This is a genomic window from Pseudomonas beijingensis (assembly GCF_030687295.1).
Taxonomy (GTDB): Bacteria; Pseudomonadota; Gammaproteobacteria; order Pseudomonadales; family Pseudomonadaceae; genus Aquipseudomonas; species Aquipseudomonas beijingensis.
The window spans coordinates 1,106,065-1,117,500 of record NZ_CP117425.1 but is presented as its reverse complement, the minus strand read 5'-3'; the positions used below and the strand labels follow the sequence as shown (position 1 = coordinate 1,117,500).

Here is an 11,436-nt window from a genome sequence, read left to right as displayed (position 1 = left end):
TTCACGCGGGCGCCGCGCTGCTCACACCGAGTCTGATTCCAATCGCCATCGGTGTCGCCATCCTGTCCACAGCGCTGCCCTATACGTTGGAAATGGTCGCCCTGACTCGAATGCCTGCCCGCACCTTCGGCACATTGATGAGCGTCGAACCGGCAATCGCGGCCTTGTCGGGGCTCGTCTTTCTCCAGGAGTACTTGTCCCTGGCCCAATGGATGGCCATTACCTGCATCATCCTCGCGTCGGTGGGCGCGACGCTGACCATGGCCAACACCGCAAAGCCTGCTGTCGCGGCAGATTGAAGCAGGATTTAACGAAGGTCTGGCATTTGCCGCGCATTTAGGCCATGTTTAGACCAGTAACCCAATGTCAGACATGGATTTTTTCATACAGGACGTCATGAACGCTTCACGCAAGAGCGAACACGATCGTACGCGGACACAAGATCCACGGCGATTATAAGGACGGGAATGAAACGAATTTTGATACTGATCGCCGTACTTGCAGTAGCGGGCTGTGCGGCGACATCGAAAACTGAAGTCAAGCGCGGCAAAAAAGGTCTGCACATCAACTGCTCCGGCCTGTCCTCATCCTGGGAGCAGTGCGCCGCCAGCGCCGCCAACTCATGTGCCCCCAAGGGTTACAAGGTCATTGCCAAGTCTGGGGACGCCGTCGAAGAGCCCGGGGATTATCCCTTCGGGCTCAATCCCGCCGGCTATACCAGCCGCAGCATGATCGTCATCTGCAAATAAGCGATCTTAGTCGAGCCCTTGCTCGGCGATTCGCCGACTGATTTCCTCATGGCTGGACTTCAGGACCTCACGCTGGACCTGCGGCGTGACCAGCATCCGCGCAACAACCAAGGCTCCCACGCATTGAGACAGGATGGCCCAGGCCAGGCTGTCGCTTCCCAATATCCGCGCCCAACTTTCGTGCAAACGACAGATCCACGTTTGGGCCGCCTCCCTCACCGCCATATCCGACCGCGCAATCTCGGCGCCCAGCACCGGCAAGGCACATCCCGCCTCGGGCTGCTCGACATGACCCATGCTCAAGTACTGCTTCAGGCAGCGCTCCAGCTTCACGGAGTCCATGGCACCGTCGCCGCTCAAGCGATCCAGACTTTGAGCCAACTCCCGCTCGACAATGGCCTTGAACAGCTCATCCTTGGACGAGAAGTGGCTATAGAACGCACCGCCGCTCAACCCGATCGCTTTCATCAGGCCGTCGACACCGACCGTAGAGAAACCTGATTTCTTGGCGGACACGGCACTGCTGGCGAGTAGTTTCTCGCGGGTTTCCATTTTGTGATTGGCTGAATAACGCATGGTCCTGCCCCTGATTCCTCACCTTGACGCTTGCCGGATCTTAGCATAACGTCCGTTTAGTTAACGATCGTTTACCAATGAGGCTGACTATGAATAACAAGAAGGTCGTACTGGTTGTTGGCGCGGGCGATGCCACCGGCGGAGCGATTGCCAAACGCTTTGCACAGGAAGGTTTTGTGGCCTGTGTGACCCGTCGCAGCGCCGACAAACTCGAGCCGCTGGTCAATGGTATTCGCGCCGAAGGCGGCGAAGCCCATGGGTTTGCCTGTGATGCACGCAAAGAAGACGATGTGATCGCACTCATCGAGCAAATCGAGAACCAGATCGGCCCCATCGAAGCCTTTGTGTTCAACATCGGCGCCAACGTCCCCTGCAGCATCCTCGAAGAAACCGCACGCAAGTATTTCAAGATTTGGGAGATGGCCTGTTTCTCAGGTTTTCTCAATGCACGGGAAGTGGCCAAGCGCATGGTCAAGCGCCAGCGCGGAACCATCCTGTTTACCGGGGCAACGGCGGGATTGCGTGGCGCTTCGGGGTTCGCTGCATTCGCAGGCGCCAAACATGGCATCCGCGCACTGGCCCAAAGCATGGCCCGGGAGCTGGGACCGCTGAATATCCATGTGGCCCATGTGGTGGTAGATGGCGCTATCGACACTGACTTCATCCGCGAGAATTTCCCGGAAAAATATGCCACCAAGGATCAGGACGGCATCCTGAACCCTGAACACATCGCCGACAGCTATTGGTATCTGCACAGCCAACCTCGCGACGCCTGGACCTTCGAGCTGGACCTGCGCCCCTGGAACGAACGCTGGTAACCCCTCCCCTCACAACAACAAGAGAGCAGATACCATGAGCAAATCGGTGGAGTTTTACTTCGACCTCGGCAGCCCGACCACGTACCTGGCCTATACCCAGTTGCCGACGCTGTGTACACAGACAAACGCCCAGTTGATCTATCGCCCAATGTTACTGGGCGGCGTCTTCAAGGCAACCGGCAACGCATCGCCGGCGACCGTGCCGGCCAAGAACCCTTACCTGTTCAAGGACCTGAATCGCTTCGCCAAACGCTACGGCGTCGCCTTCCAGTTCAATCCACACTTCCCCATCAATACACTGCTGCTGATGCGCGCGGTGACCGGCATGCAACTGCGCCATCCCGAACGCTTCGAGGCCTTCGTCGATTGCCTGTTCCGCGCCTTTTGGGTGGACGCCCGCAACCTCAATGACCCGGCGACTGTCGCAGCGGTCCTGAACGAAGGCGGTTTCGACGCCGACTCTGTGCTGGCCCTGACGAACGACGAGCAGGTCAAGCAAGCCCTCAAGAGCGCCACCGAAGCAGCCATCGGACGAGGCGTGTTCGGCGCCCCGAGCATGTTTGTCGGCGACGAGCTGTTCTTCGGCCAGGATCGGCTGGACTTCGTCCGTGAAGCCCTCGCCTGATCCTCTACCTCAAATCGCCATCGTTCGAGTGTTGAGCCACTGCAACGCGTCACCGTCCAGCAACGGACTCAACCGACGCTGAACCTCGGCGTGGTAGGCGTTGAACCAGTCTTTTTCATCCTGGGTCAGCAGCGAAGGCTCCAGGCAGCGGGTGTCGATCGGGCACAGGGTCAGGGTTTCGAACTCAAGGAACTCGCCGAACTCGCTGCTTCCGGCTTCACGGTTCAACACCAGGTTCTCGATGCGCACACCCCAGCGGCCGGGACGATAAGTGCCCGGTTCGATCGAGGTGATCATGCCGGCCTGCATCGCCGTTTGCGGCGCGGCAGCGGCTTGATAGGCAACCACCTGCGGGCCTTCGTGGACATTGAGGAAATAGCCAACGCCATGACCGGTGCCGTGGCCGTAATCGACGTGCTCCGCCCAGATCGGCGCACGGGCGATGGCATCGAGCAAGGGCGAAAGAATGCCCCGCGGAAATTTGGCCCGGGACAGGGCAATCACCCCCTTGAGCACGCGGGTGCAGTCACGTTTTTGCTCGGCGGTGGGTGTTCCGACTGGCACCATGCGGGTGATGTCAGTGGTGCCCCCCAGGTACTGGCCCCCGGAGTCGATCAGCAACAGGCCATCACCTTCAATGACCGCGTGGGCCTCTTCCGTGGCGTGGTAATGGGGCATCGCGCCGTTGGCGTTAAAGGCAGCGATGGTGTTGAAACTCAGGGAGACAAAGTCCGGCCGACGCGTGCGAGCGGCAGTCAGGTGCTCGTCGATGGTCAGCTCGGTGATGCGCTCACGCCCCCAAGCCCCTTCCAGCCAGGCGAAGAATTCACAGAGCGCCGCGCCGTCCTGCTCCATGGCCCGACGAATGTGCTCGGCGTCGGCCAGGCTTTTGCGGGACTTGGCCAGCGTCGTTGGATTGAGCCCTTCGACCCATTTCACGCCGCTGCCCAGGTTATCCAGCAAGCCGACCGTCACCCGCGCCGGATCGATCTGCAGGCTCGCGCCGTCCGGCACTTCACGCAACGCGGCGGCGGCTTCGCTGTAATCGCGCAGGGTCACGCCGTCCTGCTCCAGAACGGCACGCAGCGCTGCGTCAACCTTGTCCAGGGCCACGAACAGCGTTGCTTGTTGCTGGCTGATCAAGGCAAAGGAAACGAACACGGGGTTGAATGACACATCCGCACCGCGCAGGTTGAACAACCAGGCGATGTCATCCAGCGTGGCGATGAAATGCCAATCGGCACCTCGCTCCTGGAGGGACTCGCGCAACTTGGCGAGTTTTTCGACGCGGCTGACGGTCGCCTGGGGTGGCAAATGGGCGTAGACCGGTTGATCCGGCAAGCTTGGGCGATCAGTCCAGACTTCCTTGAGCAGGTCGATGTCGGTGCGCAACCGCGCGCCGCGCTCCGCGAGCTTGCCGCCCAGGGTGCGGGCCGATGCCACGGCCATGACCGCACCGTCGACCGCAACCACCCCGCCTTCAGGCGTTTGTTCGGCCAGCCAGTCCAAGGGGCCGGGCTGGCCTGGAATCAGCTTGACCAGCTCGATACCGCTGCCCTCCAGCTCCTTGGTGGCCTGTTCCCAATAACGACTGTCGGCCCAGACACCGGCGAAACTGCCGGTCACGATCAAGGTACCCACCGAACCATGGAAGCCCGACAACCACTGCCGCCCCTGCCAATAGCCCGGCAAGTATTCGGACAGGTGCGGGTCGGCCGATGGCACCAGCAGCGCGTGAATACCCTCTCGGCTCATCAGTTGGCGGATTCGGGCCAGGCGCTGGGGAACCAGTCCGTGGGGCAAAGGCTCGGTGCTCATTGTTTCTCCTGCTCGTTGATATTGTTGTTCGATGCCGAATTCGGCTTAGGGGGTCGTGGCCCAGAACGCCGGCGCAGTCGCGCACGCCGCCTTGATCAGCCGCACCGCCTCGTCGATATCCTGCTCGGTGGTAAAGCGTCCCAGGCTCAAGCGAATGGTTCGACCGGCGGCACGGGCATCGTGCCCCAGGGCCAGCAGCACGTGGGACGGAGTGTTCTGCGCTGAATTGCAGGCCGAGGTCGCGGAAAATGCAATCGATGCGCCCAAGGTCGCCGGGTTGAACTCGCCTTCGTTGAACGTCAGGCTCAGCGTATGGGGGATCCGGCGGCTCGCACTGCCGTTCATCCGCACACCGGGCATCGCCAGCAGCGGCTCGAGCAAACGATTGCGCAACCGGGCGATTTTAGCGAGTTCTTCGTCGAATGCCGTGGCGGCCAATTCGAATGCAGCACCCATGGCTGCAATCTGATGGGTCGCCAGGGTCCCGGAACGCAAACCGCCTTCATGCCCGCCGCCATGAATCTGCGCCGACAGCCGTGGCCGGGCACGGTCGCCGACGTAAAGCGCACCGATGCCCTTGGGGCCGTAGATTTTATGCGCGGAAAAAGACATCAGGTCCACCGGCCAGCGAGACAGATCGATCTGCACCTTGCCGGCGCCCTGGGCCGCGTCCACATGGAACAGCGCCCCGTGCTCGCGAACGATCTCGCCAATGGCGATGACGTCGTTGACGGTGCCCAGCTCGTTGTTCACCAACATCAGCGAGACCAGGAACGTGTCTTCGCGCAACGCCTCGCGAACCGCTTGCGGACTGATCAGCCCCTCGGCGTCCGGCGCCAGCCAGGTAACCGCGACGCCACTTTCCTCGAGCTGGCGCGCCGTATCGAGAATCGCCTTGTGCTCGATCAGGCTGGTGATGACATGGCCGGCGCAACCACTGCGTGCCTGGGCCACGCCCTTGAGGGCCAGGTTATTGGATTCGGTGGCGCCGGACGTCCAGACGATCTGTTCGGGCTGGGCTCCCACCAATTGCGCCACCTGTTGGCGGGCACGCTCCACCGAGCGCCGGGCCTCCTGGCCGAAGGCATGGGAACTGGAAGCCGGGTTGCCAAAGTTGCCGTCAAAGCCCAGACACTCGACCATGACCCGGATGACTCGCTCATCCACCGGCGTGGTGGCGGCGTAATCGAAATACAAAGGACGTTTATTCATAGGAAACTCGCAGAGCCTGCTCCGGGATCAGGCGCCCTCGTTGGGTTCGAGACTAGCAATACCTGATCGAAGACCTTAAAGAAGTCGGACTTCGTTTAAAAGTGCGTAGGAACGCTCCTGAACAGCGAGCTTAGCAGGCATCGCGTCGAAGCTCAGCCCTCAACTGATGCTTTCGAGCAACAACGGATACATCGAAGCGACCAACAGCAGCGCCATGCCCCAGTTGAACAGACGCAGCCAGCGACGATCACGCAACAGGTTGCGCAACAGGCTGCCGCACACCACCCACAGGCTCACGCTTGGCAGGTTGATCAAGGCAAACACCGCCGCAATCACCAGCACATTGAAGAAATAACCCTGGAGTGGCGTGTAGGTACTAATGGCGCCAATGGCCATGATCCAGGCCTTGGGATTGACCCATTGGAACGCCGCCGCGCCCCAATAACTGATCGGCGTATTGTTCCCCGGCTGACCTTCCGAAACCGGACCGGAGTGGGCTATTTTCCACGCCAGGTACAACAGGTACGCCGCGCCGATGTAGCGCAACGCGGTATAGAGCAGTGGATAAGTCTGGAACACCGCGCCCAGGCCAAGGCCCACCGCCAGCACCAGAGAAAAGAAGCCGCAGGTAATACCCAGCATGTGCGGAATGGTGCGGTTGAAACCGAAATTGACACCCGAGGCCAACAACATGGTGTTGTTAGGGCCTGGCGTGATCGAAGTCACCAAGGCAAACAGGGCGAAGCCCAGCAGCAGGTCAAGCGAAAGGGTCATGTCAGGTCAGTCCATCAGGGGCAGTCAGTCAAGTCATGACCCTACCCCACGTCCTGACCCAAACCCACGGACAGTTGGGCAAAACTTTGAGCGGTACAGTCCCTCAGCTGGACCGGCCAGGCTGTTGCACGACCTGCTCGGCACTCATCTGGCCCTGATCGTCGAACCCCACGTTTTTCTGCGACGAGCCAAGCAGCTCGGCTTTTTTCGCGTGGTATTCCTCGAACGACAGGCCACGGCGATTCAAGGCTTCAAGGGCCAGCTCGCGGGTCTCATCGGCGGTGTAGGGGCGCAGCTCCGGGGAAGAGCTGGCGCAGCCGCCCAGGAGGGTGGCGGTCAAGAGCAACAAAACGGCAAGGGTACGGTTCATGGCGAGTGTCCGGTGTTCTGGAGTTGGGCGATGAACAAAGGCTACCCGCCGGCCCTGCGCGGCAGAAATCAACCCTCTCGATAGTGGGTATTGCCTGCCTGGATCAGCCGCTTCGCTTAATCGACCAACTGGCACTGCAGCGCGTTGTCCAGGCTGCGCTCGATGTTGCGCAACACCTGGAACGAACCGAACGTCACGGCTCTGGCTCGGTGAGCCTGGATCAGTTGCCAGAAATCCTGCTCGCCACTTTCGAAACTTCGAAGCGCCGCCTCGCCGGCCTCGCGGGTTTGCCACTGCAAATAATTGAGCACACGCCGACCGTCGTCGCTGGCCTGGATACTGGCACTCAGGAACCCCTGGTGGTCCCGGGCCAGGCGCTCGGTCTGCTCCGACAAGGCGGTGACCAGCGCGTGCTGCCATTGAGGTTCGATGTCGAACTCCATCAGTTGGGTGAAACTGCGATTGTTCCTTGGCGATTGCATGAAAGGTCCCCTATGCAGGTAAGTCGGATCTTGCGATCCGAAAGCATGCAGGGTAAAACCTCTAGTTAACTTGAGGTCAAGCAGTGAATTGAAACGATGACGCAGATCGATATCCACAAGGAGCTCACCGTCGGCCAAGTGGCCGCCCGCAGCGGCGTGACGGTCACGGCCCTGCACTTCTACGAATCCAAGGGGCTGATCAAAAGCACGCGTAACCCGGGTAATCAGCGTCGTTACCCACGGGCGGTATTGCGTCGCGTGGCGCTGATCAAGGTCGCCCAGCGCCTGGGCATTCCCTTGGCGGAAATCGGCGAAGCGTTAAACAACCTGCCAGACAACCGCGCCCCGACGGCCGCCGACTGGCAGACCTTGTCGGCGCAATGGAGCCGGGACCTGGACGAGCGCATTAACCAATTGGTGGCGCTGCGTGATCGACTCAACGGCTGCATCGGCTGCGGATGCCTGTCGATGGAAGCGTGTCCGCTGCGCAATCAGGGCGACGTATTGGGCCAACACGGGCCGGGGGCACATCTACTGGAACAACCGTGAAGCGTTCGTCGGCCCCCGCGCCCAGCCAGAGTCGCTGGCCTATAGTGGAAAGGCGCAAATCGACGAAGACTCTCTTCGCCTCCATAACAAAAGGAGAAACGTCATGGGCGTCAATGCCATTCCCGAAGGTTTCCATAACATCACCCCCTACCTGGGCATTCAAAAAGCTGCCGAAGCCATCGACTTCTACAAAAAAGCCTTCAATGCCACCGAGGTCATGCGCCTGGCCATGCCGGACGGGGGCATCGGGCATGCCGAACTGCGGATCAACGGTTATCCGATCATGCTCGGCACCCCTTGCGATCAAGGCCCCCTGAGTAACCCGGACCAATCGCCATCGGTCGGCTTACATCTATATGTCGAGGACGTGGACAGCGCATTTGCCCAGGCCATTGCCGCCGGTGGCACGGTGATTTCCGAGGTCAAGGACCAGTTCTACGGAGATCGCACCGGCACTTTGAAGGATCCCTATGGGCACCTGTGGTTCCTCGCGACACACAAGGAGGACCTGAGCCAGGAACAGATCGAGCAACGGGCCAGGGAGATGTTTCAACAAGGCTGACCGTTCCTGTGGCTAGGGGGTTTGCTCCCTGGCCACAAAAGACACCGAAACTAAACGCGAAACATTTTCTTTCATCTTCCCCTTCAGGATTGCGATCGCTCGTTCGTCTTAATTAGATGCAGCAGGCCGCGTCGGCAAAAGCCACGGTCTGCTTTTTTCGGTTCACGGTGTTGCGAAGCCCGTAATACGGAACCTTTCATCGAATCAAGACGTTCAATCATGTCGAAGAAATCCCGCTCCAAACTCTGGTTCCTGGTCCATAGCTGGCTGGCCTTGCCCATCTGGTTCTTCGTGCTCATCGTCTGCGTCACCGGCACCCTGGCGGTGGTCAGCCAGGAGATCGTCTGGCTGGCCAACCCCGACATGCGGGCCAGCAAGCCATCGGACGATGCCCCGCTGCTCAGCTATGACCAGGTGATCGCCGCGATCAAGCAAGCCCAACCGCAAACCCAGGTGCAAAGCATCATTCGCCCGGACGAGTCGCATTTTGCTTTGGAAGTCGGCGTGACCTACCCCGACGGGCGCCCCGACACGGTCTACGTCAACCCGTACAGCGGCGTCATCCAGGGCTCGGCACCGACGTTCAACTTCCAAGCCTTCACCCGCGCCCTGCATGGCTGGTGGCTGGTGCCGTTCACCAACGGCTACAGCTGGGGCTGGTACCTGGTGTCGTTCCTGGGCCTGCCCTTGCTCGCGTCCCTGGTGACCGGGCTGGTGGTCTACAAGCGTTTCTGGAAAGGCTTCTTCCGTCCGACCCTGCGGATTCGCCATGGCGCGCGGATTTTCTGGGGTGATTTCCACCGGCTCAGCGGTATCTGGTCGATCTGGTTCATCGCGGTCATCTCCGTCACCGGCACCTGGTTCCTGATCCAGGCCTTGCTAGGCGACAACCAGATCTCCATTTCCAGCGAACCGGTCATCCCGGTGGTGGCCCGTGAAAACGTTCCGTTGGCCGTTGACGGCCAGGCGCCACCGCAGTTGAACCTGGACCGGGCCATCGAAATCGCCCAGCAGCGCATCCCCGGACTGGAAGCGAGCTTCATCAACCTTCCCAGCAACGCCTATAGCCATCTGGAAATCGGCGGCCGCGGCTGGTATCCGCTAATGTTCCAGACCGCCACCATCAACCCCTACAACGGCGACGTGGCCGCCTCACGGCTGCTGTCGGACCGCACGACCCTGGAGTTCGTCACCGAATCCATGCGGCCCTTGCACACCGGGGATTTCGGCGGCCTCTGGATCAAGCTTATCTGGTTCTTCTTCGGCTTGGTCCTGAGCATGATGGTCCTCAGCGGGCTGCTGATCTGGACCAAACGCACGGCCCTGGCCACCGCCAATGCCTTCAAGCGTAACCAGAAACCCACCCGTGGCACTCGAATCGCCCAGGCACTGCAACCATCCGTCCACCGTGAATCGTCGGGGGGCAGCCTGTGAACCCGTCCAATACTGCGTCATCACCGTCGCGCCTGAGCCTGTTCTGGCATAAATGGCGCTTCCACCTCAACGTGTTACTGCTGCTGATCCCCCTGGGGTTCATGCCCAAATACCTTTCCGAAGCCGCACTGTTCCGCGGTGATGCCGGGCTTGGCGAACGGGATGTCGGCGAAGTCCAGGTCGGTCCCTGGAGCCTGCGCCTGGCGGAATTTCGCAACGAAGCCCCACGGGTCCAAGGGCCTGCCGGGCCGATGAAGCACTTCAACGCGGCCCTGTGCCAAAGCTGTATCGGCCAGGTCAAGGCCACCTACCTGCGCATTGGCAAGCCCCGGAGCCTGCGGGCCGCCGGGGTGATTTTCTTTGGCTCGCCCTATCGCATGGGCGCCTTGTTGCCGGTCCCGCCAAAGACCCAGCCCGATGCCGAACTGTGGATAACCCTCGAGGGCTGGGACGGTTCGATGCATCAAGCCTCCATTCCCCTGAACCAGGCCTCCCCGGCCACCGTCGCCTGGCTGAAGAACCAAGGACCCAAACAATGACCTTCCGCGCTTTATCCAAGGGCTTGGCGCTGCTGTTCTGCGCAGGCGCAAGCACCAGCGTCCTGGCCCACAACCCGATGTGCGAGTGCAAGGCCATCGACGCCGAACAGATCCAATGCACCGGTGGCTTTTCCGACGGCAGCGGTGCGCCTGGGGTGACCCTGGACGTGATCGGTTATGACGAAACCATCCTCGTCCCGGGCAAGCTCGGTGCCGACTCGAAACTGACGTTCAAAAAACCGAACGCTGAATTCTACGTGCTCTTCGACGCCGGCCCCGGCCACGTGGTGGAAATCGACCAAGCCGACATCGAGGCCCCATGAGCAACGCCACGACTCAAATCATCCGCCCCGCCGGCGCGGGCCATGAAACCCTGTACGTGCTGCTGTTGTGCCTGGTCATCGTGCTGGTGGCCGGGTCTGTGGTGGCCTGGCATGGCAAAACCGAAGACACCCCTCACGTGGCCTCAAACCAACTCGACGCCCGCCGCGACCTCAGCGCCACCGAGCAAGGCATCTATGCCGACCTGCGGGTGACCCTGGATGAAATCCGTTTGCTGCGCGAAGACCAACACACCCTGCCCGCCCCGCAAACCCTGGCCGAAGAAGGCTTTGCGCCGTTCGCCCAGGACGCCAGTTCCATCAGCCGCGGTGGCCACGCCTGGCAACAACTGCAGGACCAGGCCTACGTCGGCGCCAGTGCCAATCCGTCCGTGGCCGGTTCGTTTCTGATGCGCATCGGCGAAACGTCCGACGCTGCCCCGGACATCTGGCTCAACCGCGGCACTGGCCTCGCGACGCCCACCGCGCTGGACGACGCGGCGTTGTCCGCCGCCGGCTGGCAACGGATCGTCGCGCAATTCGATGCCGGCGTAACCCGCCAGCACCGGCACTGACCCCACGCCCTCATTCGAGAGAAGACCGTTTGC

General features: G+C 61.1%; 16 protein-coding genes (1 of these 16 only partly in view). 10 read left to right on the top strand and 6 right to left on the bottom strand.

From position 1 onward, the window contains the following. Positions 1 to 299 carry the 3' portion of a threonine/homoserine exporter RhtA gene (gene rhtA, locus PSH84_RS05320; protein ID WP_305482380.1) on the top strand. It extends 592 nt beyond the left edge of the window, so only the last 299 of its 891 coding nucleotides appear in the window; the start codon falls outside the window, past its left edge; the stop codon is at positions 297 to 299. A gap of 168 nt (positions 300 to 467) precedes the next feature. Next, positions 468 to 749: a hypothetical protein gene (locus tag PSH84_RS05315; protein WP_122568689.1), complete on the top strand. Its 282-nt coding sequence runs from the start codon at positions 468 to 470 to the stop codon at positions 747 to 749. Positions 750 to 755: 6 nt separating this feature from the next. On the opposite strand, the gene PSH84_RS05310 is transcribed toward PSH84_RS05315, so the two are convergent. Continuing rightward, on the bottom strand, positions 756 to 1,325 hold the full coding sequence (locus PSH84_RS05310) for a TetR/AcrR family transcriptional regulator (RefSeq protein WP_305482379.1): 570 nt from the start codon (positions 1,323 to 1,325) through the stop codon (positions 756 to 758). An 89-nt stretch (positions 1,326 to 1,414) separates the two neighbouring features. On the opposite strand from PSH84_RS05310, the gene PSH84_RS05305 reads away from it, so the two are divergent. Continuing rightward, on the top strand, positions 1,415 to 2,143 hold the full coding sequence (locus PSH84_RS05305; protein ID WP_122568691.1) for an SDR family oxidoreductase: 729 nt from the start codon (positions 1,415 to 1,417) through the stop codon (positions 2,141 to 2,143). A 34-nt stretch (positions 2,144 to 2,177) separates the two neighbouring features. Further along, on the top strand, positions 2,178 to 2,768 hold the full coding sequence (locus PSH84_RS05300; RefSeq protein WP_122568692.1) for a 2-hydroxychromene-2-carboxylate isomerase: 591 nt from the start codon (positions 2,178 to 2,180) through the stop codon (positions 2,766 to 2,768). Between the two features lie 9 nt (positions 2,769 to 2,777). Here PSH84_RS05300 and PSH84_RS05295 read toward each other — a convergent pair whose 3' ends face one another. The 5 genes from PSH84_RS05295 to PSH84_RS05275 form a co-directional block, all read right to left on the bottom strand. Further along, the gene (locus PSH84_RS05295; protein ID WP_305482378.1) at positions 2,778 to 4,586 is read right to left on the bottom strand and encodes an aminopeptidase P family protein; all 1,809 of its coding nucleotides are present in this window, start codon (positions 4,584 to 4,586) and stop codon (positions 2,778 to 2,780) included. 45 nt (positions 4,587 to 4,631) lie between these two features. After that, positions 4,632 to 5,798 carry a cysteine desulfurase family protein gene (locus PSH84_RS05290; protein WP_122568694.1) on the bottom strand — a complete coding sequence of 389 codons (1,167 nt, stop codon included), beginning with the start codon at positions 5,796 to 5,798 and terminating at the stop codon, positions 4,632 to 4,634. A gap of 159 nt (positions 5,799 to 5,957) precedes the next feature. Then, positions 5,958 to 6,572: a LysE family translocator gene (locus tag PSH84_RS05285; RefSeq protein WP_122568695.1), complete on the bottom strand. Its 615-nt coding sequence runs from the start codon at positions 6,570 to 6,572 to the stop codon at positions 5,958 to 5,960. A gap of 103 nt (positions 6,573 to 6,675) precedes the next feature. Continuing rightward, positions 6,676 to 6,942: a hypothetical protein gene (locus tag PSH84_RS05280; protein WP_122568696.1), complete on the bottom strand. Its 267-nt coding sequence runs from the start codon at positions 6,940 to 6,942 to the stop codon at positions 6,676 to 6,678. 116 nt (positions 6,943 to 7,058) lie between these two features. Continuing rightward, a complete protein-coding gene (locus tag PSH84_RS05275; RefSeq protein WP_122568697.1) occupies positions 7,059 to 7,424 on the bottom strand; it encodes an antibiotic biosynthesis monooxygenase in 366 nt (121 codons plus the stop codon). Between the two features lie 96 nt (positions 7,425 to 7,520). On the opposite strand from PSH84_RS05275, the gene soxR reads away from it, so the two are divergent. The 6 genes from soxR (at position 7,521) to PSH84_RS05245 (ending at position 11,403) form a co-directional block, all read left to right on the top strand. After that, the gene (soxR, locus tag PSH84_RS05270) at positions 7,521 to 7,973 is read left to right on the top strand and encodes a redox-sensitive transcriptional activator SoxR (RefSeq protein ID WP_122568698.1); all 453 of its coding nucleotides are present in this window, start codon (positions 7,521 to 7,523) and stop codon (positions 7,971 to 7,973) included. A 103-nt stretch (positions 7,974 to 8,076) separates the two neighbouring features. Beyond that, on the top strand, positions 8,077 to 8,535 hold the full coding sequence (locus tag PSH84_RS05265; RefSeq protein WP_109756506.1) for a VOC family protein: 459 nt from the start codon (positions 8,077 to 8,079) through the stop codon (positions 8,533 to 8,535). A 219-nt stretch (positions 8,536 to 8,754) separates the two neighbouring features. Continuing rightward, entirely contained in the window at positions 8,755 to 9,969 is a 1,215-nt protein-coding gene (locus PSH84_RS05260) for a PepSY-associated TM helix domain-containing protein (protein WP_122568699.1), read from the top strand. Further along, positions 9,966 to 10,508, top strand: a complete 543-nt coding sequence (locus PSH84_RS05255) for a PA2404 family protein (protein WP_122568700.1) — start codon at positions 9,966 to 9,968, stop codon at positions 10,506 to 10,508. The genes PSH84_RS05260 and PSH84_RS05255 overlap by 4 nt, the downstream gene beginning before the upstream one ends. Continuing rightward, positions 10,505 to 10,831, top strand: a complete 327-nt coding sequence (locus PSH84_RS05250) for a hypothetical protein (RefSeq protein WP_060741359.1) — start codon at positions 10,505 to 10,507, stop codon at positions 10,829 to 10,831. Before PSH84_RS05255 ends, PSH84_RS05250 begins: the two co-directional genes overlap by 4 nt. Further along, positions 10,828 to 11,403 carry a DUF6162 family protein gene (locus tag PSH84_RS05245; RefSeq protein WP_305482377.1) on the top strand — a complete coding sequence of 192 codons (576 nt, stop codon included), beginning with the start codon at positions 10,828 to 10,830 and terminating at the stop codon, positions 11,401 to 11,403. Before PSH84_RS05250 ends, PSH84_RS05245 begins: the two co-directional genes overlap by 4 nt. The last annotated feature ends 33 nt before the right edge of the window (positions 11,404 to 11,436 follow it).

Excerpts from the sequence above, each read along its gene's own strand:
- PSH84_RS05315 (WP_122568689.1), top strand. The coding sequence starts at position 468 with ATGAAACGAATTTTGATACTGATCGCCGTACTTGCAGTAGCGGGCTGT.
- PSH84_RS05310 (WP_305482379.1), bottom strand. The coding sequence starts at position 1,325 with ATGCGTTATTCAGCCAATCACAAAATGGAAACCCGCGAGAAACTACTC.
- PSH84_RS05305 (WP_122568691.1), top strand. The coding sequence starts at position 1,415 with ATGAATAACAAGAAGGTCGTACTGGTTGTTGGCGCGGGCGATGCCACC.
- PSH84_RS05300 (WP_122568692.1), top strand. The coding sequence starts at position 2,178 with ATGAGCAAATCGGTGGAGTTTTACTTCGACCTCGGCAGCCCGACCACG.
- PSH84_RS05295 (WP_305482378.1), bottom strand. The coding sequence starts at position 4,586 with ATGAGCACCGAGCCTTTGCCCCACGGACTGGTTCCCCAGCGCCTGGCC.
- PSH84_RS05290 (WP_122568694.1), bottom strand. The coding sequence starts at position 5,798 with ATGAATAAACGTCCTTTGTATTTCGATTACGCCGCCACCACGCCGGTG.
- PSH84_RS05285 (WP_122568695.1), bottom strand. The coding sequence starts at position 6,572 with ATGACCCTTTCGCTTGACCTGCTGCTGGGCTTCGCCCTGTTTGCCTTG.
- PSH84_RS05280 (WP_122568696.1), bottom strand. The coding sequence starts at position 6,942 with ATGAACCGTACCCTTGCCGTTTTGTTGCTCTTGACCGCCACCCTCCTG.
- PSH84_RS05275 (WP_122568697.1), bottom strand. The coding sequence starts at position 7,424 with ATGCAATCGCCAAGGAACAATCGCAGTTTCACCCAACTGATGGAGTTC.
- soxR (WP_122568698.1), top strand. The coding sequence starts at position 7,521 with ATGACGCAGATCGATATCCACAAGGAGCTCACCGTCGGCCAAGTGGCC.
- PSH84_RS05265 (WP_109756506.1), top strand. The coding sequence starts at position 8,077 with ATGGGCGTCAATGCCATTCCCGAAGGTTTCCATAACATCACCCCCTAC.
- PSH84_RS05260 (WP_122568699.1), top strand. The coding sequence starts at position 8,755 with ATGTCGAAGAAATCCCGCTCCAAACTCTGGTTCCTGGTCCATAGCTGG.
- PSH84_RS05250 (WP_060741359.1), top strand. The coding sequence starts at position 10,505 with ATGACCTTCCGCGCTTTATCCAAGGGCTTGGCGCTGCTGTTCTGCGCA.
- PSH84_RS05245 (WP_305482377.1), top strand. The coding sequence starts at position 10,828 with ATGAGCAACGCCACGACTCAAATCATCCGCCCCGCCGGCGCGGGCCAT.